Consider the following 20,676-nt stretch of genomic DNA (forward strand, 5'->3'; position numbering starts at 1 on the left):
TGTGTGTTTTCCCACAAGGATTGAAGAAATGTCCGAGCCAGTCAAACTGCGCGCTCACAACCAGGCCCATTGCAAGGATTGCAGCCTGGCCCCGCTCTGCCTGCCACTTTCGCTGAATCTGGAAGACATGGACGCGCTGGACGAAATCGTTAAACGCGGCCGCCCGCTGAAGAAGGGCGAGTTCCTCTTCCGCCAGGGCGACACCTTCGATTCCGTTTATGCGGTTCGCTCCGGCGCCCTGAAGACTTTCAGCCTGAGCGATGCCGGTGAAGAGCAACTGACTGGCTTCCACCTGCCGAGTGAACTGGTCGGACTGTCGGGCATGGACACCGAGAAACACCCGGTGTCGGCCCAGGCGCTGGAAACCACTTCTGTCTGCGAAATACCTTTCGAGCGCCTCGACGAACTGGCCCTGCAATTGCCGCAACTGCGCCGCCAGTTGATGCGGGTGATGAGCCGCGAGATTCGCGACGATCAGCAAATGATGTTGCTGCTGTCGAAGAAGACCGCTGACGAGCGCATCGCGACCTTCCTGGTCAACCTTTCGGCCCGCTTCCGCGCTCGCGGCTTCTCGGCCAACCAGTTCCGCCTGAGCATGTCGCGCAATGAAATCGGCAATTACCTGGGCCTGGCGGTGGAAACCGTGTCGCGGGTGTTCACCCGTTTCCAGCAGAACGAGCTGATTGCCGCCGAGGGCAAGGAGATTCACATTCTCGACCCGATCCAGCTGTGCGCACTGGCCGGCGGTTCGATCGAAGGCTGATCACGACCCGCGGTTGAGCGAATCGTTTCAGCCGCGGGTATACTGCGCCGTTTGCAGCCCTGCCAGGACACCCCGATGGTCTTCGACTCCTTCGACATCAAATCCCTGATCCGCCCCGTGATCGACTTCCCGAAACCGGGTGTGATCTTTCGCGACATCACCCCGTTGTTCCAGTCGCCGACGGCGCTGCGCCTGGTGATGGACAGCTTCGCCCACCGCTACGTCGAAGCCGACTTCACCCACATCGGCGCCATGGACGCCCGTGGTTTTCTGATCGGTTCGGTACTGGCCTATCAGTTGAACAAACCGCTGGTGCTGTTCCGCAAGCAAGGCAAACTGCCGGCGGACGTGCTCGCCGAAGGATATGCCACCGAATACGGCGAAGCGTTTCTGGAAGTGCACGCCGACAGCCTGTGTGAAGGCGATTCGGTGGTGATGTTCGATGACCTGATCGCTACCGGCGGGACGTTGATTGCAGCGGCCAACCTGATTCGCCGCATGGGCGCGCGGGTGCATGAAGCGGCGGCGATCATTGATCTGCCCGAGCTGCAAGGTTCGCAGCGCTTGCAGGACATGGGCATCCCGACGTTCTGCCTGACGCAGTTTGCGTTGACTGATAAATAATCAAGATCTAAAGATTGATCGTTCCCACGCTCCGCGTGGGAATGCCTCAAGGGACGCTCTGCGTTCCAGCTTGCGATAGGGACGCGGAGCGTCCCGGGCTGCATTCCCACGCAGAGCGTGGGAACGATCATGCATCGGACGATCTTTTGCTTTTAAAGCCCCATCTGCTTGCTGATGATTTCGTTCATCACTTCCCGCGTCCCGCCGCCAATCGACAGAATGCGGTTATCCCGATACAGCCGCTCCACCAGGCTTTCACGCATGTAACCGAGCCCGCCAAGAATCTGCACGGCTTCGGTGGTGATCCGGTCCGAGGTGTCGGTGGCGAAGTTCTTCGCCATGGAAATCTCCTTGATCACACTCTGCCCCGCCGCCATTTTTGCCGCTTGCCGATATGTGAACTCCCGCGACACTTCCAGCGCCGTGGCCATTTCGGCGAGCCGATGTTTGATCACCTGAAATTTGCCGATGGGTTTGCCGAACGCCTCACGCTCGCGCGCCCACTTCAGGCTCTCCTCCAGCGCCAATTGCGCAGTCATATTGGCCATCAATGCCAGCGCCAGGCGTTCGCTCTGGAAATTGCCCATGATGCAGGCGAAGCCCATGTTCTCCGCGCCGATCAGGTTGCCTGCCGGCACGCGGCAGTCATCGAAGAACAATTCAGCGGTGTCCGACGCCCACCAGCCCATTTTCTTCAATTGCCGACCGACACTGAAACCCGGCGTGCCCTTCTCGATCAGCAACAGGCTGATACCGCCGAACCCCGGCGCACCGGTGCGCACCGCGACCGTGTAGAAATCCGCGCGCACGCCGCTGGTGATAAAGGTCTTGCTGCCGCTGACCCGGTAGAAGTCACCGTCACGCACGGCGCGGGTTTGCAGGTTGGCGACGTCGGAACCGCCACCGGGCTCGGTCACCGCCAGGGCGCTGATCTTTTCGCCGCTGAGCACTTGGGGGACGACCCGCTCCCGCACCTCAGGCCGCGCCCATTTGACGATCGGCGGCAAACCGATATCCAGCGAGCCCAGCCCCGCCACCAGCCCACCAGAGCCACAGCGCATCAGCTCTTCACTGGCGGCGACCTTGGCGAACAGATCGCCTTCATGGCTGCCGCCAAGCGCTTCGGGATAGCCGATACCGAGAATGCCTGCGGCACCGGCCTTGAGGTACAGCTCACGGGGAAAGCTTTCGGCTTCTTCCCACTGATCAATGTCCGGCAGGATCTCGCGTTCGACGAAACGTCTGACGCTGTCGCGGACCAATTGGTGGCTGGGGTCGAAGTATTCCTGAAAGGCAGGCATGGGCGAGCTCCACGGAAGGGTTCGCCGACGTTAACCGAGCGCTTGCTTGGTTATCAATGAAATTGTGCGAATCAGATGGAGCGCGGCGCGCCCATCGCTGGCAAGCCAGCTCCCACAGGGTTCGGTATGGACACATATGCTGTGGGTCACATCCAACACTGTGGGAGCTGGCTTGCCAGCGATGTGGCCCGAAAGGGCGATAGAGACTTACAGGGAGATAGGTTTACGCCCGGCAAACGAATGCGCCAGCGTGCCGCCATCGACCAGTTCCAGCTCACCGCCCAGCGGCACGCCATGGGCAATCCGCGAAGCGATCAGACCTTTGTTCTGCAACAACTGCGCAATGTAATGCGCCGTCGCCTCGCCTTCGACCGTCGGGTTGGTGGCGAGGATGACTTCAGTAAAGGTTCCCGCCTCTTCAATGCGCGCCATCAATTGCGGAATGCCGATCGCTTCCGGCCCCAGGCCGTCCAGCGGCGACAGATGCCCCTTGAGCACGAAATAGCGACCACGGAAACCGGTCTGCTCCACCGCATAGACATCCATCGGCCCTTCGACCACGCAGAGCAGCGTGTCATCGCGGCGCGGGTCGGCGCATTGCGGGCACAGGTCATCTTCGGTGAGCGTGCGGCACTGGCGGCAATGGCCGACGCCTTCCATGGCCTGGCTCAAGGCCTGAGCCAAACGAGTGCCGCCGCTGCGATCACGTTCTAGCAACTGCAACGCCATGCGCTGAGCGGTTTTCTGACCCACGCCCGGCAAGGTGCGCAAGGCGTCGATCAGTTGGCGAATCAAAGGGCTGAAGCTCATGGGTAAACAGTCCGACTAAACAACGAGACGCGGTTTATACCCGCGCCTCTGGCCAGCGTCAAATCCTCAGTCCTGGGCGACCCGGACCACCAGTTTGCCGAAGTTGCGCCCTTCCAGCAGACCGATGAACGCCTCGGGCGCCTGCTCCAGACCTTCGACCACGTCCTCGCGGAACTTGACCTTGCCGTCGCGTACCCACGGCACCATGTGGCTGATGAATTCCGGCTGACGATCACCGTAATCGTCGAAAACGATGAAGCCCTGAATACGCACACGCTTGGTCAGTAGAGTGCGTTGCAGCATCGGCAGGCGGTCCGGGCCAGTCGGCGCCTCGGCGGCGTTGTAGCCGGCGATCAGGCCGCACAGCGGGATGCGCGCCTTGGGATTGAGCAACGGCACGACCGCGTCGAACACGTACCCACCGACGTTCTCATAATAAATGTCGATGCCGTTGGGGCAGGCCTTGGCCAGTTGCTCGGCGAAGTCGTCGGCCTTGTGGTCGATGCAGGCATCAAAACCCAGCTCCTCAACGACGTATTTGCACTTCTCGGCCCCACCGGCTACGCCGACCGCGCGCAGGCCTTTGATCTTCGCCACTTGGCCGACCACCGAGCCGACGGCGCCGGACGCCGCAGCCACCACCAGGGTTTCGCCTTCTTTCGGCTGACCGATGTCCATCAGCCCCATGTACGCGGTCATGCCTGGCATGCCCAGCACCCCGAGGGCCATCGACGGGCTCGGCAGGCCGGCCGGGATCGGCATGATGTTGCGACCGTCGCTGATGCTGTGGCTCTGCCAGCCAGTCGCGCCGACCACCAGATCACCAACATGAAATTTCGGATGATTGGATTGCTCGACCCGGCTGACGGCGCCGCCGGTCATGACTTCGCCGATCTGCACTGGCGCAGCGTAGGACGGTGCGTCGCTCATACGTCCGCGCATGTACGGGTCGAGCGACAGGTACAGGGTTTTCAGCAACACCTGACCGTCCTGCAGATCCGGCAGCGCCTCACGCTCCAGACGGAAGTTCTCCGGGGTCGGTGCGCCGGTCGGGCGCGAGGCGAGGACGAAACGTTGGTTGAGGGTGAGAGGGTCGGACATGTCAGCGTCTCCTGTGAATGGGGAATTCGGTGTATAGGGAGCAGACCTTGGTAGCGGTGGTGTGTTCGATGTTTCTGCAGTTTTGACCGAGGCTCGCTCCCACTGATCGTTCCCACGCTCTGCGTGGGAATGCAGCCCGGGACGCTCCGCGTCCCAATCGCAAGCTGGAACGCGGAGCGTCCCCAGAGGCATTCCACGCAGAGCGTAGGAACGATCCGCGCCGGTCAGAAACAAAAATGCCAGGCGCGATGCCTGGCATTTTGTGTAGCCCATCTGCCGCCAAATGGCGAATCAGAATGGCAGTTTCATACCCGCTGGCAGGTTCATGCCGGCGGTCATGCTGCCCATTTTTTCCTGGCTGTTGGCTTCGATCTTGCGCACGGCGTCGTTGACGGCGGCGGCGACCACGGCTTCCAGCATCTCTTTGTCGTCTTCGCTCAGGCCTTCGACCAGGCTTGGGTCGATGCTCACGCTTTTCACGTCGTGACGACCGGTCATCACCACGGTGACCATGTCGCCGCCGGCCTTGCCGGTGACTTCGGCGTTGGCCAGTTCTTCCTGCATCTTGGCCATTTTTTCCTGCATCTGCTGCGCCTGCTTCATCAGGCCGGCCATGCCACCTTTCATCATGGGAATCACCTCAAACGTACTTGGATAAAACAGCGCCCGGCCATCGAGGCCGAGCACCTTCAGTTATTAGCCTTGGGTGACCAAGGCGTCGACAGGTTCAATAGTATCGCTTCGCACCACCGCGCCGAACTGCTGAACCATCTGCTGGATGAACGGATCACCGTGGATCGACTCCTCCGCCTCGCGCTGGCGATTGGCGCGGCGGCGCGAGGCGGCCTGGGCCGGGGTTTCCTGCGCGGGCTTGATCAGCTCGATGGTCAGCGTCAGCGTGTGCCCGTGAAACTGGTTCAACGCCTCATTGAGACGACGCTGTTGCGTGGCGTTGAACAGTGCACTGTGGGCCGGATCCAGGTGCATCAGCCAATGATCGCCATCGACCGCAATCAACGTGCAGTTGGCGGCGATGCTGCCGGTCATGCCGGAAATCGGCAGTTTCGGGAACAGCTCCAGCCATTGCAGGGCCAGACCGGTTGCCGGCGCAGCAGCAGGTTCCGGCTCGGGTTCAGGTTCGGGATCGGCGGCGTGTTCGCTGGCCAGTTCGTCGAGGTAGCTGTAGGCCGAATCCATGTCCGGCTCGATGTAATCCTCGTCCAGCGGCGGTTCGTCGTCCATATCCATGCCTGGCGTAGCGGCATCGACGTCAGCGACGGACGGCTCGGGAATTGGCGCAGCGGCCCACTCCGGCGCATCCGGCACCACGCTGTCCGGGGTCGGCAGCGGCATCGGCGGCAGTTCAGGCTGCTCGCCGGCGGTTTCCAGTACCGGCTCGACGGCGGGTTGCTGGAGCGGCGCGGGCTCGGGCTCGGCTTCCACCGGGTCGTTCCACGGCAGATCGACCACGGCCTCGATAGCGACCGGCTCAGGCTGCGGTTGCGCTTCGCCAACCGGCGCAACGGGTTCTGGCTCGGCAGCCGGCGCCGCTACGGGTGCGGGCGCAGGTGTGGGCGCAACAGCCGCAGCGACCACCGGCGCAGGCTTCGGCGCGGCAGCCACTGAGTTTGCGGAATCAACTGTGGCCTGGCTGATCCCCACTGGCTTTAGCGCTTGCCTCGGCGCGTCCGCCGTATCCGCCGGGCGGAACGCGAGCATCCGCAGCAGGACCATTTCGAAACCGCCGCGCGGGTCCGGCGCCAGCGGCAAATCGCGGCGACCGATCAGGCCCATCTGGTAATAGAACTGCACGTCTTCGGCCGGCAGTGCCTGGGCCAAGGCCAATACGCGATCACGGTCGCCGTGGCCATTGTCGACACCTTCCGGCAGCGCCTGAGCGATGGCCACGCGGTGCAGCACGTTGAGAATTTCCGAGAGCACGCCGTTCCAGTCCGGGCCTTGCTCGGCCAGATGCCGCACGGCTTCGAGCAGCGCCTTGGCATCGCCTTCGATCAGTGCATGCAGCACGTCATAGACCTGACCGTGATCCAGCGTGCCGAGCATCGCGCGCACGTCGGTAGCGAGCACCTTGCCTTCACCGAACGCGATGGCCTGATCGGTCAGGCTCATGGCGTCACGCATCGAGCCGTCAGCCGCGCGGCCGAGCAGCCACAGTGCATCGTCTTCGAACGGTACGTTTTCTGCGGTCAGCACGTGAGTCAAATGCTCGACCACACGCTCGGGCGTCATGTTCTTCAGGGAGAACTGCAGGCAGCGCGAAAGAATCGTTGCCGGAAGTTTCTGCGGATCGGTGGTCGCCAGGATGAACTTGACGTAGGGCGGCGGCTCTTCGAGGGTTTTCAGCAGCGCATTGAAGGAATGGCTGGACAGCATGTGCACTTCGTCGATCAGGTAGACCTTGAAGCGCCCACGGCTTGGCGCGTACTGCACGTTATCGAGCAGTTCGCGGGTGTCCTCGACTTTGGTGCGGCTGGCGGCGTCGATCTCGATCAGGTCGACAAAACGCCCTTCATCGATCTCGCGGCACACCGAACATTCGCCGCAGGGGCTGGAGGTGATACCGGTCTCGCAGTTCAGGCACTTGGCAATGATCCGCGCGATGGTGGTCTTGCCGACCCCGCGCGTCCCGGTGAACAGGTAGGCGTGGTGCAGCCGTTGGCTGTCCAAGGCATTGATCAGAGCCTTGAGCACATGGGTCTGGCCGACCATTTCGCGGAACGAGCGCGGACGCCATTTACGTGCAAGAACCTGATAACTCATCGAAAACCGTCGCAGCGAAGGAAGCAGAAGCGGCTAATGCTAGCGGAGCAAGGGCAAAATTGCATCCGGTGTCCTCGTCTAATATGGCTAAGCTGCATCAGCAGAGGCTTTTATCAGCTCGGGATGGGGAATTACCGGAGCGTCTATGCGGTGGGCCGTGGCGGCATTGCTGGGTATCAGCCTCAACGCGATGGCCGCGCAAGCGCCGTTGCGCTTCGCCGTGCCGGATAGCTGGGCGATGCCGATGGTGCAACTGCAAGGCGGCAGACCGACCCAGGGCATCCTGCACGACATCCTGCTCAGCCTGGCGACCCAGGTCGGCGCGCCGGCGCAATTCATCGTCCTGCCGCGCGCGCGGGTCCAGAGCGCCATGGAGCACGGCGACATCGACGTGCGCTGCTATGCCGCACAGTCGTGGCTGCCGAATCAGTCCGGCGATTACATCTGGAGCGTACCGCTGTGGTTCCAGCGCGACCTGCTGATCAGCCGCGAGGATAAGTCAGCGCAGATCAATCCCGCCCAGCTGCCGCGCCAGGCCATCGGCACCGTTCTCGGCTACAGCTACCCTACCCTGCAACCGCTGTTCGACGCCGACCAGTTGCAACGCGAAGACGCGCGCAATCAGGAACAGGTGCTGGAAAAGCTCCTCGCCGGACGCTACCGCTACGCGGTGAGCAATCAGTGGACGCTGGACTGGATCAACCAGCGCCTGTTGCCGGAGCAGCAGTTGCGAGGGGTCGCGGTACTGCAGGAGCAGAATATCGGTTGCTATGTGAGGAACGACCCGAAGGTGCCGGTGCAGCGAATTTTGCGCACGTTGCTGCGAATGAAGATGTCGGGCGAGATCGACGACATTATCCGGCTCTACACCGGCGCCTCATCAACCACACCCTAACCCCATGTGGGAGCGAGCCTGCTCGCGAAAGCGGTATGTCAGGCGACACAGTTGTTGAACACGCCGACGTCTTCGCGAGCAGGCTCGCTCCCACAGGGTTGGCCGGGTCAATAACCGTGCGATTCGCGGAATTTCTGATAATCGTGAAAGTCGATCCACTCGACCACGTCGTAAGGCAGATAAAGCTGCTCTCGGGCGCGGGAAATGGCGATGTACACGGCGCAGATGCGCTGATCGAACTCGTAGGCGTCCTTGAATTTCTCGTTACTGAGCAACGCCCGGGTCAACAGCACGCGCCTGAACTCCATGCCGCCGGCCTGCTCCGCCATCATCAACAGGCAGGCCTTGCCCGGCTCGATGATCTTCTGGCTCAGTCGCGTCAGGTCGGCAATCATGAAGCCGTTTTGCAACTGTGCTTCGATCCACAAAAAGGCTTCATCGAACTGGTTGGCGGCGCGCACCTGCTGCCAGTCAGCCATGTCGCTGAAATACGGGTGCGGTCCTTTCTCGCTGGACCCGGCGTTATAGAAATCGCGGCGGAACAGCTCGATGGCGGTGGTCATGAAATGCTTGATGTCATCCTGCGCTTCCCTGTCGGGGAAACTGAAGGCGCAACTGGAATCGTGCAAGTGGATGGCCCACATCATCGTGTCCCACGGTGACGCGGTCAGCACCACGCAACCTTCGGGCGGCACGAAGGCTTCCGGGTAGTACTCGATATCGACGTCGGCATGACGAGCCCCTTCGAACGGCACTTTGCTCTTCTGCGTATGGCGCGAGATCAGTGGATTGACCAGGCGCTCGACATTGCGCCCCGAGCGCACCGAATAGCAGATATCGCTCTGGCGAACTTCACGCTTGCGCTTGAGCGGCTCGCCCTTGGCCTGCTGGTATTCATCGCCGAGGGTGATCAGCACCTGCTGCCCGCGCTCGATGATTTGCAGCAGCGACGCCGGCACATCCTGGCTTTCATCGATGATCACATGGGTGTAGCGCGGCGGGACGCGGCAACCGGCGAGACTGGCGCGCTTGATCATCAACAACGTCTGAAACCCGCTCTGGCTGGCCCAGGCCGGATTGGCCTGCAGATACACCCACAGGCGACTGGAGTATTCCAGCAGCGCTTGCGAGTCTGCGCCGGTCAAGGGCTGCTGGAAGTGCGGCAAGTGCCTAGCGGACAGCGTGTGGTCTCTTGAGGCGCAGTACAGCTCTAGCACGCGCAGACAGACCTCGAGGGTGCCCGGCCCGTCGTGGTGGCGAAAGCCGAACATATTCAGCTCCTGCGCCAGCGCCTGCTTGCTCGGAAGCCGATTCGGGGCCTTGGCCACATGCAGGCGCGGACCAAGCAATTGCGCCTGGGCAAATTCGAAAAAGGTCTGGCCGATTTCCGTGTCATGCACCTGCACGATGTGCTTGCGCAACGTCGCCAGTTTCGCCGGGGTGCGCGCCAGTACCAGCGTGCGTTTCGAGCGCAGGCACTCGATCAGCGCGCTGAGCATGTAGCTCTTGCCGATCCCCGCATACCCCTGCACATGCAGGTCTTCGTCGAGGTTGGCGCGAAAAGTCCGCAGCAGCTTGTCCTGCGCCGCGCTCAACCAGTGCTCGCGCTCGCGGGGCGTGACCATCTGCTGGCGGAACGGGTTGTTCTGTTGCTGATGGCGAATCTTGAAGTCGACATCCCATTGCCCATCGGGCAACAGGTAGTGCTGCGCAGCGACTTCATCGGTCATGAGAAACCGCAGGTTCAGGCCTTTGAGCGCATTAAGGCCGAAGTACAATTTGCGCGAATCGAACAGACGCCGCGCCTCTGCAAGCAGTCCCGCCGATCCGGAGCGCCGAGCGGTGACGGACCAGTCAATGAGTTTGGCGAGAATCTTCTCCGCAGCGCTAGCGCTCAAGTCCTGTTCCGTGGCCTGGGCGAGGTTCTGGATGACCAGCACCGCCGCCAGCTCCGGGTCGCTCAGGTTGGCCAGTGCCGCGTCACCGTCGGGCTGCAACAACGCCGTACACGCATCATGTGTTATCGGCAGAAGTACTGGTGTGGCCAGATCAAAATGTTCCGGGTGCATACAACCTCGCCGCTTGGGCTTTAATACAACACCAGATCAGTCCTGATCATTCTTGTCGTGCATTTCATGGGACTGCGGCAGGTTTCCCTCACTGCCGGCCTCGGGGCTGATCCGCAGCTCGAAGGAGTAGCCGCCGAGCGTGCCGGACATACCGCGTCGATCTGCACCGTTAGCCAGAGGGCCTGCATCGATTTGCGCCTGTACTTCGTAGAACGCCATTTCCAGCAGTTTGCGCAGGTGTTCAGGGCTTTGAGCGGTGGCGTGCAGTTGCAGGTTGTATTGGCCGGTTGCCGACGCTGATTCGGGCTCAACGATGGTCGACAGTACCTCCACCGGATCCGGCTGTTCGCTCTCTTCGGCCGCGTTGAAAGCGGCAGATGCCGCCAGAATCGCAGCGTGCTCTTCGTCCATCAGGTCGAGCACTCGCGACAGCTCCAGCGTGCGCTCGGGCTGATCCTGCATCTGCGCTTTGACTTCCAGACGACGTAACTGCCATTCGCGCAGTTTCTCTCGGGTCAGATCGTCAATTTCAGCCACTTGCCTTACCTCTCGTTGCCAGGCGAGGGAGTATGCCACTGTTCGGCGTCGACAGCCGCACGGGCACCGGGACGCTGCGCTGCTGTTCCGCGCGTTTCTGATGGCGGATCAACGCCAAAGGCCAAATCGCAGGCATAAAAAAACCGCAGTGGGCGAAACCCATGCAGTTCTCTTTGCAGCCTTTGGTTCGTTAAGGTGGTGCCCCCACCAGCCACACCCCGGCACACAATGTTCCCGCTGTGGCTGCTTCCTTCCGGATCTGACCAGGTTCACGGGTAATCGTTGCGGGGGGACCGATGGGGTCACCATAACGACGCTTGCCTGTCGGCGAGCCGCGCCATTGTACCTGTCTGAGATGAAGTTACAACCGTTGGTTGCAGATAAAAAATACCAACAGGTTCAAGGACATGCGAAGACGGCGAAAGATCGCAGCCTGCGGCAGCTCCTAGAGGGCCAGGACTTCGTCTGCACGACCGCCAGCCTGCTGGATCACCAGATGAATGAAGTGCAGCTTGGCAATTGCCGCTGCCGGCAGTACGAACGGGTAGAAATCCGGCTGGCCCATGCTGCGCGACAGTTCGTTGAGCATGCCGGCCAGTTCGATCCACGCATTGACGAACGACAGGAATGCCGTACCGCCCGGGTGCTCCGGGTCGTAAAGGGTGCTGGTCGGAAAGGGCTGATAGTCGAAGTCCATTTCCCGCGCGCTCATGCCAAAGCCGAGCGCCGTGTCCACCGCGTCCATCATGTGCAGGTAATGCGCCCAGGTTTCTGCCCAGTCTTCCCACGGATGCATGGTCGCGTAGGCGCTGACGAAGTGCTGCGGCCAATCCAGTGGTGCGCCTTGCTGGTAATGCCGGTCCAGCGCCTCGGTGTAACTGGCGCGCTCGTCGCCGAACAGGGTGCGGAATGCGCCAAGCCAGGGGCCGTTGGCGATGAGGCGATCCCAGTAATAATGGCCGACCTCGTGGCGAAAATGCCCGAGCAGCGTGCGGTAAGGTTCGTGCATCGCCGCCCTGACCTGCTCACGGTGAGCGTCGTCGGCCTCTTTGATGTCGAGGGTGATCAGGCCATTGGCATGGCCGGTCATCGGCGCGTTGCCTTCCAGGTCGACACCGATGAAGTCGAACGCCAGCCCTGTTTCTTCATCCTTGGTTTTCGGGATGACCGGCAAGCCGAGGGTGATCAGTTGCGCGACCAGTCGACGCTTGGCGATTTCAACCTTGCGCCAGCGTTCGGGATTTTCCGCGACGGACAAGTCGGGAATGGTGCGGTTGAGGCTGCAAGCGATGCACAAGGTGTCGTGATCGTTGGCCGACAGCAGCCAATTGCACGCGGCGGGCATGTCGAGGTTGGCGCAGCGGCGGAACAGGCCGGCGTCGGGATCGACGTCGAGTGTCCAGGTGCCCTCTTCCGGCCCCGGTTGCAGCGAGGTCAGGCGACTGTGTTCGGGTTGATAGCCAAGCAAAGCGTTACAGGCCAGGCACTGACTGTTGCGGAAGAACAGCGACTGGCCGCAACGGCACGGCCAGACTTTGCTGTTGCGCGAGGATCCGGCCACGAACGGCGCGATGATGCGGGAACTGAGCTGCTCGAAAAAGCGGTGCATGGCGATCTCTCCCTGGGACTGGCCAAGACTAGATCATCCTGAAGACAACATCGTTCCCACCCATAACCGCGGAGTCGGGTGATAGCACTATTGTGGTGAGGGGATTTATCCCCGCTCGACTGCGCAGCAGTCGCCAAAAACCGTACACGCGATACAGATGAAATGATCGCTCGCAGGGTTTTGGGGTCGCTGCGCAACCCAGCGGGGATAAATCCCCTCGCCACGGGTGTCGCCGAACGGGGATAAATCCCCTCGCCACAGGTGTCCATCCGAAGAGGGATAAATCCCCTCACCACAGGAGTTCATCCGCTCAGACAGCGACGCCGTGGGTTTTGAGGAAGGCGATAAACGCTTCTTCGTCCATGACCTTCACACCCAGCTCATTGGCCTTGGTCAGTTTCGAGCCAGCACCCGGGCCTGCGACCACACAGTGGGTTTTCGCCGATACCGAGCCTGCGACTTTCGCACCGAGGCTTTCCAGATGCTCCTTGGCCACATCCCGGCTCATCAGTTCGACCTTGCCGGTCAGCACCCAGGTTTCGCCGGACAGTGGCAGACCTTCGACAACTTTCTTCTCGCTCTGCCAATGCATGCCGAAATCGCGTAGTTGCTGCTCGGCCTGCTCGGCCAGTTGCCGATGCTCGGGCAAGGCGAAGAACTCGCGCACCGAGTTGGCCTGCTTCTCCGGCAATGCCTGGCGCATGTCCAGCCAGTCAGCGTTCATCACCGCTTGCAGCGAGCCAAAGCGGTCGGCGAGTTTCTGCGCACCACCGGGGCCGACGAAAGGAATGTGCAGTTTGTCGAGCAAGCCGCCCAGCGTAGTGCTGGCGGCGAACTCGGCACCCAGTTCGCCCTGATCCTGAATCTGCAGACCATGGCCGAGCAATTCGCTGATGACCTGTTGGTTGTGCGCATCCTCAAAGAAACTGTGAATCTCGTGCGCCACTTCCAGGCCGACGTCCGGCAGGTAGGTCAGCACATGCGGCAAGGCCTGTTGCACGCGCTCCAGCGAACCCAGCGAACGCGCCAGCACCTTGGCCGTCTCTTCGCCGACATCGGGAATGCCGAGGGCGTAGATGAAACGTGCCAGGCTTGGTTGCTTGCTGTCCTCAATGGCTTTCAGCAGCTTGTTACTGGAAACCTCGGCAAAGCCCTCCAGATCGACAATGTCATCGAATTTCAGTGCATAGAGATCGGCCGGCGAACTGACCAGACCCTCGTCAACCAGTTGCTCGACGCTCTTGTCGCCCAAGCCTTCGATATCCATGGCCCGACGCGAAACAAAGTGGATGATCGCCTGCTTCAATTGCGCGCCACAGGCCAGTCGGCCGACGCAGCGATACACCGCGCCTTCGCTGAAGGTTTCCCTGCCCTTGCTGCGCTTGACCAGTTGCGTGCGTTCAACGTGGGAGCCGCACACCGGGCAGCTTTCAGGAATGGCGACGGGCCGAGCGTTGTCAGGACGACGCTCGCTGACTACCTGCACCACTTGCGGAATCACATCACCGGCGCGGCGGATGATCACCGTGTCGCCGATCATCAGACCCAGCCGCGCAACTTCGTCCATGTTGTGCAACGTAGCGTTGGCCACGGTGACGCCGGCGACTTTCACCGGTTTCAGACGCGCCACCGGAGTGACGGCACCGGTGCGGCCGACCTGGAATTCCACGTCGAGTAGCTCGGTGAGTTCTTCCATCGCCGGGAATTTGTGCGCGATCGCCCAGCGCGGCTCGCGGGCGCGAAAGCCCAGTTCACGCTGGTCGGCGATGCTGTTGACCTTGAACACCACACCGTCGATTTCATAGGCCAACGAGTCACGGCGCGCGCCGATGTCGCGGTAATACTCGAGGCACTCGTCGATGCCCTTGGCCAGCTTCAGTTCATGACTGATTGGCATGCCCCACTTCTGCAACTGCTTGAGGTTGCCGATGTGGGTGTCGGCAATATCGTGGGACACCTGGCCAATGCCGTAGCAACAGAATTCCAACGGCCGGTTGGCGGTGATTTTCGAGTCGAGCTGGCGCAGGCTGCCTGCTGCCGCGTTGCGCGGGTTGGCGAAGGTCTTGCCGCCGATTTCCAGTTGCGAAGCATTGAGGCGCTCGAAACCGGCCTTGGACATGAACACTTCACCGCGCACTTCCAGCGTCGCCGGCCAGCCTTCGCCGTGCAGCTTCAGCGGAATGTTGCGCACGGTGCGCACGTTGACGCTGATGTCCTCGCCGGTGGTGCCATCGCCTCGCGTGGCGCCGCGCACGAGCAAACCGTCCTGGTACAGCAGGCTGACCGCCAGGCCATCGAGCTTCGGCTCGCAGCTGTATTCCACCGCCGTGCCGCCACCGAACAGATCGCCAGCCGGGACGTCGAGGCCTTCGTTGACGCGGCGATCGAACTCGCGCATGTCGGATTCTTCGAAGGCGTTGCCGAGGCTGAGCATCGGGATTTCGTGGCGCACCTGAGTGAACGCGGTCAGCGCCATGCTGCCGACGCGCTGGGTCGGCGAGTCGCTGGTGATCAGGTCCGGGTTGGCCGCTTCCAGCGCCTTGAGCTCGTGGAACAAGCGGTCGTACTCGGCATCGGGAATGCTCGGCTCGTCGAGAACGTGGTAGCGGTAGTTGTGCTGGTCGAGTTCAGCGCGCAGCTCGAGGATGCGGTTTTTGGCGGCGGTCATGGTGTTCTCTCATAAAGCAAAAGAGCAGCCGAGGCTGCTCCAGTGTTATTCCATATCGGCGATGGGGCCAAAAGATCGCAGCCTCGTTGCACTCGTCAGCTCCTACAGGCCCAAGGCTGCGATCTTTTGATCTTGCCCTTAGCGCTTCTGGGTCAGGGCGCGGCGCTCGAATTCAACGATGCGCTGACGGTAGTGCTCGATCGTCTGCGCGGTCAGTACGCTGCGCTGATCGTCTTTCAATTCGCCGTTCAGTTCCTGGGACAGCTTGCGGGCTGCCGCGACCATTACGTCGAAAGCCTGCTTCGGATGACGCGGGCCTGGCAAGCCGAGGAAGAAGCTCACCGCCGGGGTGCTGAAATGGTCGATGTCGTCCAGATCAAAAATACCCGGCTTGACCGCATTGGCCATGGAGAACAGTACTTCGCCGTTGCCGGCCATGCTTTCGTGGCGGTGGAAAATGTCCATCTCGCCGAAACGCAGGCCGCTTTCGAGAATGTTCTGCAACAGCGCCGGGCCCTTGAAGCCGGCCGGGTCGCGGCAGATCACGCTGATCACCAGGACTTCTTCGGCTTGCGGCTGATCTTTTTCCGCCACGGCCGCTGCAGGCTTGCTGTCTTCGGCGAAATCGTCATCGCGGCTGCTGAAGCTCGGGCCGCCGTCCAGATCGAGGTCGAGGTTCAGGTCGCCCTGCGCCGGGCCGTTGCTGCCACGCTTGCCACGTTTCGAACCGGATTCACGCGGCTCGCGGGCTTCGCGGTTGGGCATGCTCACCGACGGCAGATCGTGCTCGTCCAGTTGCGGCTCTTTGTGCGTGTCCAGGACGCGGGCCGGGCCCAACAGCTCGGCGCTGGTGTCCTCGTCCGGCAGATTGGACAGGCTCCGGTCGAGACGGAATTTCAGCTTTCCCTTGCCGCCGCGCATACGGCGCCAGCCATCGAAAAGAATACCGGCTATCACAATGATGCCGATGACGATCAGCCACTCGCGCAGACCGATTTCCATGTAATCCCGTGCCTCTATAAAAAATGCTGAAAAATAAGGGGTTTACACTGCGTAAACCGCTTTAAAACGTGGCGCCAACTCTATGTTCTGACAGGCGTTTTGCCCACGTATACGAAAAATTGACATTAAACTAGCACGATCAAAGGCTTCGCAGCTACAAGCTTTAAGCTCCAAGCCACAAGCCGTCCACTTGCAGCTTGGAGCTTGTCACTTGCAGCTGCGCCGCTAGGCATCCACCATCGCCATCGCCTCCTCGACATCCACCGCCACCAATCGCGAACAACCCGGTTCATGCATGGTCACGCCCATCAACTGCTCGGCCATTTCCATTGCGATCTTGTTGTGGGTGATGTAGATGAACTGCACGGTCTGCGACATCTCTTTGACCAGGCGTGCGTAGCGTCCAACGTTAGCGTCATCCAGTGGCGCGTCAACCTCATCGAGCATGCAGAACGGCGCCGGGTTCAACTTGAAAATGGCAAAAACCAGGGCCAGAGCAGTCAGGGCTTTTTCGCCGCCGGAGAGCAAATGGATGGTGCTGTTCTTCTTCCCGGGCGGCTGCGCCATGATCGTCACCCCTGTATCGAGTAGATCTTCGCCCGTCAGTTCCAAATACGCGCGCCCGCCACCGAAAACTTTCGGGAAAAGTGCCTGTAATCCGCCGTTGATCTGATCAAAGGTATCTTTGAAACGGTTGCGGGTCTCCTTGTCGATCTTGCGGATGACGTTTTCCAGAGTCTCCAGCGCTTCGACCAGATCGGCGTCCTGCGCATCCAGATAACGTTTACGCTCCGATTGTTGCGTGTATTCATCGATGGCCGCGAGATTGATCGCACCCAGGCGCTGAATCCGCGCGTTGATGCGTTCGAGTTCTTCTTCGGCTTCGCGTTCACTGGCTTGCGCAGTCAATGTCGCGAGCACGCCGTTGAGATCGTAGCCATCTTCGAGCAATTGATCCTGCAAAGCCTTGCGGCGCACGGTCAGGGCTTGCCATTCCATGCGTTGCTGTTCGAGCTGGCCGCGAATCAACTGCGACTGCTGTTCGGCCTGAGTGCGGCGTTTTTCCGCGTCGCGCAATTCACGATCGGCGTCTTCCAGTGCGATTTGTGCGGTCTTGAGCTCTTCATCGACGGTCATGCGTTTGTCGAGCAACTCTTCGAGCTTCAGGCGCAGTTCTTCCAGCGGCGCCTCACCCTCCTCCAGATTCAGACTCAACTGTTCGCGCTTTTCAGTCAGGCGCTCGGCCTGCATTTCCAGGCGCTCCAGCGCCTGTCGCGTGGAGTCGTGCTGGGCACGCAGCGAACCGAGACGCACGGCCAATTGATGGGCATGATCCTTGTGCTGCCGCGCTTCCTGCCGCACACGATCAAGACGTTCGCGCAGGCTGTCGCGCTGGGCCAGCAGCAGCTCGCGCTGCTCGGTGTCGAGCGCCATGGCATCCAGCGCTTCCTGCAATTGCATGCGCGCTTCGCCGACCTGCTCGTGCTCAAGCTCGCGCTGCTCGCCGAGTTCGACCAGCTCTTCATCGAGACGGGTGCGGCGCAATGTCAGCTGTTCGGCCTTGGCTTTGCCAGCGGACAATTGTGCTTTCAGTTCGCCTTGCTGGCGCGCTTCGTCCTGCAGCAAGCGGCGCAGATGTTCGCGGCCGTTTTCCTGCTGGCGCTGTTGCGCGCGCAAGGTTTGCAGGCGGGTTTCCATGGCCTCGACCGTGGCTTCGCGCTCTTCGCGCTCCAGTTGCAGGTCTTCGATTTCCTGGCCACGGGCGAGCATGCCGCTTTCCGCTTCGCTGGCCCGGCGCACGCGCAGGAAATGCCGACCGACCCAGTAACCGTCGCGGCTGATCAGGCTCTGGCCTGCACTCAACTGACCGCGCAAGGCCAGTGCCTGCTCAAGGCTGTCGACCGGTTTGACCTGGCCAAGCCACGGCGACAGATCGATCTGCGCCTCGACTTTATCCAGCAGACTGCCCGCCACCCGCACGCCATCGCTGGCCGGGCTGAGCAGGCGCAGATCGCCCTGAGTGAAACCGGACAGATCAAAACCGCTGAAATCGTCGACCAGCACCGCTTGCAGATCGGCGCCGAGCACGGTTTCCACTGCCAGCTCCCAACCGGCCTCGACCTTCAGGCCTTCGGCCAGACGCGGACGCTCGGCGAGATTGTGTTCTTTCAACCATTCGGCGGTGCCGGTGCCCGGATCGAGCGCGGCCTGCTGCAAAGCTTCCAATGAAGCCAGACGCCCGTTGAGCCGCTGCAGATCGCCCTGCGCCTGCTGCTGCGCGGTCAACGCCTGCTGCAATTCCTGACGCAGTTGTTCGAGCTTTTCGACCTGCGCTTCTTCGCTGGTCTGCAAATCTTCCAGGGTCGCTTCGGACTCGGCGAGCTGCTCGTTGAGCGCCATGATTGCCGCGTCTTCCGGGTCGGCGGAAAGCAACGCGCGCTCTTCGGCGAGACGTTTCTGCCGGTCGGCCAGGCGCTCCATGCTGCTTTCCAGCTGCTGGATCCGCGACTGTTGCACTTCGGCCTGACGGCGCGGTTCGGCAGCGGTCAGGTTGAAAGCGTCCCACTGCTCCTGCCAACCGTGCATGGTGGTTTCGGCTTCTTCGAGGGCCGCGGCGGCTTCCTCGGCGGCGGCGCTGGTGACTTCCTGTTCTGGCGTGAGCATGTCGAGCTCTTCGCCAAGGGTCAGCAGCAACGTGCGGTCGTGGCCCAGGTGCGACTCGGTTTCCAGACGCGCGCGCTCGGCTTCTTTCAGATCGTCCTGCAACTGGCGCAGACGCTGCTGACCGTGCTGGATACTTTGCTCGACCCGGGCGATGTCGCCGCCGACCGAATAGAAGCGGCCCTGCACCAGATTGAAGCGCTCGGACAAGTCGTGGTGGCCGTCGCGCAGGCGTTCGATGGCCGCATCAGCGTTACGCTGTTCAGCGACCAACGCTTCGAAACTGACTTCCTGGTTGCCGATGATCGACTCGCGCTGGCCGACCTGCTCGTTGAGATCCTGCCAGCGCAGCGCCGACAGTTGCGCCTTGAGCTGACGCTCTTCGGCCTTGAGTTCCTGATACTTTTTCGCCGCCTCGGCCTGACGGTGGAGACGTTCGAGCTGGCGCTCCAGCTCTTCGCGCAGGTCGGTCAGGCGGGCGAGGTTTTCGTGGGTACGGCGGATACGGTTTTCCGTCTCGCGGCGACGCTCCTTGTACTTGGAGATGCCCGCCGCTTCTTCGATGAAATTGCGCAGGTCTTCCGGCTTGGATTCGATCAGCTTGGAGATCATCCCCTGTTCGATGATCGAGTAGCTGCGCGGGCCGAGGCCGGTGCCGAGGAAGATATCGGTGATGTCGCGCCGACGGCATTTGGTGCCGTTGAGGTAATAGGTGGTCTGGCTGTCGCGAGTGACTTTACGGCGGATGGAAATTTCCGCGTAGGCCGCGTACTCACCTAGCAGCGTGCCGTCGGAGTTGTCGAACACCAGTTCGATGCTCGCCTGGCTCACCGGTTTGCGGCTGGTCGAGCCATTGAAGATGACGTCGGTCATCGACTCGCCACGCAGGTTCTTCGCCGAACTTTCACCCATCACCCAGCGCACGGCGTCGATGATGTTCGACTTGCCGCAACCGTTCGGCCCGACGACCGCCGCCATGTTACTGGGGAAGTTCACCGTGGTCGGGTCGACGAAGGATTTGAACCCCGCCAGTTTGATGCACTTTAGCCGCACGCTCAGGCAACCGTCAGCGCAGACACCACCAGATCGCAGCTGCGCTGGGCATACGCCGTGAGCACGATGCGGATCTGCGGCAAATCACGGGCGAGGACGGCGGCGAGCAAGCGTTCGAACAGTTCGAGGAATTCGCTCATTTCCGCCTTGCGCTGTTCGAGAGCGAGGAAATACGCGCGGCTCATCGCCGGCTGGAGGTTCTCGACGGTTTCTTGCAGGTACGGATTGTTGGCAAACGGATAGGCGGCGCGCATCACCGCAAAGCTGTCATCGACGAAGCTGCGGATATCGCCGCGTTCGTAATTGGCGGTCAGGCGCTGCTGGATCTGCACGAACGGCGCCATGTCCGACTGCACTTGCCAGCCATTCGCCACCGAATTGCCAAGCAGGATGTACAGCTCGCTCATCAGCGTGCACAGGCTCTGCACCTTGTGCGGCGTCAGCTCGGTGACGTGGGCGCCACGACGCGGCAGGATCGCGATCAGGTGACGGCGCTCGAGGATCAGCAAGGCTTCGCGGACCGAACCGCGGCTGACGTTGAGCGCCAGCGTGACCTTCTGTTCCTGGATGCGCTCTCCCGGCTTCATTTCGCCACGAATGATGCGTTCGGCGAGGTGGTGAGCGATTTGCTCGGCGAGGCTGTCCGGCGCCTTGAACGTCATGGTTGTCCTTCAAACTCTATCGATCTGCACAAGCGGCGCAGTGTAGCGCATAAGCACGGTCATGGCGGAGTGCCCACTCAGCGGTTTTTGGCACGAATCCCGCAAAAAAGCGCAGTGACCGATGAAGGTCAATACTGAAT

The 20,676-nt window shown here is 61.4% G+C and carries 15 protein-coding genes and 1 other RNA gene; 3 read left to right on the plus strand and 13 right to left on the minus strand.

Translation table 11 applies throughout. From position 1 onward, the window contains the following. Nucleotides 1-28: 28 nt before the first annotated feature. Nucleotides 29-763 (plus strand): fumarate/nitrate reduction transcriptional regulator Fnr, encoded by a 735-nt coding sequence (fnr, locus tag ACMYUN_RS05320; protein ID WP_016773865.1) that lies wholly within the window; start codon nt 29-31, stop codon nt 761-763. Nucleotides 764-838: 75 nt separating this feature from the next. Then, the gene (locus tag ACMYUN_RS05325; RefSeq protein WP_024012326.1) at nt 839-1,387 is read left to right on the plus strand and encodes an adenine phosphoribosyltransferase; all 549 of its coding nucleotides are present in this window, start codon (nt 839-841) and stop codon (nt 1,385-1,387) included. A 152-nt stretch (nt 1,388-1,539) separates the two neighbouring features. Here ACMYUN_RS05325 and ACMYUN_RS05330 read toward each other — a convergent pair whose 3' ends face one another. The 5 genes from ACMYUN_RS05330 to dnaX form a co-directional block, all read right to left on the minus strand. Continuing rightward, nucleotides 1,540-2,688, minus strand: a complete 1,149-nt coding sequence (locus ACMYUN_RS05330; protein ID WP_122602422.1) for an acyl-CoA dehydrogenase family protein — start codon at nt 2,686-2,688, stop codon at nt 1,540-1,542. A 207-nt stretch (nt 2,689-2,895) separates the two neighbouring features. Beyond that, nucleotides 2,896-3,498 (minus strand): recombination mediator RecR, encoded by a 603-nt coding sequence (gene recR, locus ACMYUN_RS05335; protein WP_064363871.1) that lies wholly within the window; start codon nt 3,496-3,498, stop codon nt 2,896-2,898. A gap of 66 nt (nt 3,499-3,564) precedes the next feature. Beyond that, entirely contained in the window at nt 3,565-4,599 is a 1,035-nt protein-coding gene (locus tag ACMYUN_RS05340) for an NADP-dependent oxidoreductase (protein ID WP_415763161.1), read from the minus strand. A 291-nt stretch (nt 4,600-4,890) separates the two neighbouring features. Next, on the minus strand, nt 4,891-5,229 hold the full coding sequence (locus ACMYUN_RS05345) for a YbaB/EbfC family nucleoid-associated protein (RefSeq protein WP_003223337.1): 339 nt from the start codon (nt 5,227-5,229) through the stop codon (nt 4,891-4,893). Nucleotides 5,230-5,295: 66 nt separating this feature from the next. Continuing rightward, on the minus strand, nt 5,296-7,380 hold the full coding sequence (gene dnaX, locus ACMYUN_RS05350; RefSeq protein WP_415763162.1) for a DNA polymerase III subunit gamma/tau: 2,085 nt from the start codon (nt 7,378-7,380) through the stop codon (nt 5,296-5,298). 145 nt (nt 7,381-7,525) lie between these two features. Between dnaX and ACMYUN_RS05355 the strand changes: the two genes are divergently transcribed. Next, nucleotides 7,526-8,275: a substrate-binding periplasmic protein gene (locus ACMYUN_RS05355; protein WP_415763163.1), complete on the plus strand. Its 750-nt coding sequence runs from the start codon at nt 7,526-7,528 to the stop codon at nt 8,273-8,275. A 107-nt stretch (nt 8,276-8,382) separates the two neighbouring features. On the opposite strand, the gene ACMYUN_RS05360 is transcribed toward ACMYUN_RS05355, so the two are convergent. From ACMYUN_RS05360 to ACMYUN_RS05395, 8 genes are all read right to left on the minus strand, one after another. Next, on the minus strand, nt 8,383-10,344 hold the full coding sequence (locus ACMYUN_RS05360) for a hypothetical protein (RefSeq protein WP_415763164.1): 1,962 nt from the start codon (nt 10,342-10,344) through the stop codon (nt 8,383-8,385). A 36-nt stretch (nt 10,345-10,380) separates the two neighbouring features. Beyond that, nucleotides 10,381-10,881 (minus strand): hypothetical protein, encoded by a 501-nt coding sequence (locus ACMYUN_RS05365; RefSeq protein ID WP_415763165.1) that lies wholly within the window; start codon nt 10,879-10,881, stop codon nt 10,381-10,383. Between the two features lie 202 nt (nt 10,882-11,083). Beyond that, nucleotides 11,084-11,180, minus strand: an RNA gene (gene ffs, locus ACMYUN_RS05370) — signal recognition particle sRNA small type. Between the two features lie 146 nt (nt 11,181-11,326). After that, nucleotides 11,327-12,490: a putative zinc-binding metallopeptidase gene (locus ACMYUN_RS05375; protein WP_415763166.1), complete on the minus strand. Its 1,164-nt coding sequence runs from the start codon at nt 12,488-12,490 to the stop codon at nt 11,327-11,329. A 310-nt stretch (nt 12,491-12,800) separates the two neighbouring features. Continuing rightward, nucleotides 12,801-15,158, minus strand: coding sequence for an NAD-dependent DNA ligase LigA (gene ligA / locus ACMYUN_RS05380; RefSeq protein ID WP_415763167.1), 2,358 nt, complete (start codon nt 15,156-15,158; stop codon nt 12,801-12,803). 138 nt (nt 15,159-15,296) lie between these two features. Continuing rightward, the gene (zipA, locus tag ACMYUN_RS05385; RefSeq protein ID WP_016773851.1) at nt 15,297-16,160 is read right to left on the minus strand and encodes a cell division protein ZipA; all 864 of its coding nucleotides are present in this window, start codon (nt 16,158-16,160) and stop codon (nt 15,297-15,299) included. Nucleotides 16,161-16,385: 225 nt separating this feature from the next. Then, entirely contained in the window at nt 16,386-19,874 is a 3,489-nt protein-coding gene (gene smc, locus ACMYUN_RS05390) for a chromosome segregation protein SMC (RefSeq protein WP_415763168.1), read from the minus strand. 2 nt (nt 19,875-19,876) lie between these two features. Beyond that, the gene (locus ACMYUN_RS05395) at nt 19,877-20,536 is read right to left on the minus strand and encodes a GntR family transcriptional regulator (protein ID WP_039763015.1); all 660 of its coding nucleotides are present in this window, start codon (nt 20,534-20,536) and stop codon (nt 19,877-19,879) included. Between the last annotated feature and the right edge of the window lie 140 nt (nt 20,537-20,676).

Source organism: Pseudomonas sp. CP4 (assembly GCF_047758505.1).
Classification (GTDB): domain Bacteria; phylum Pseudomonadota; class Gammaproteobacteria; order Pseudomonadales; family Pseudomonadaceae; genus Aquipseudomonas; species Aquipseudomonas fluorescens_AO.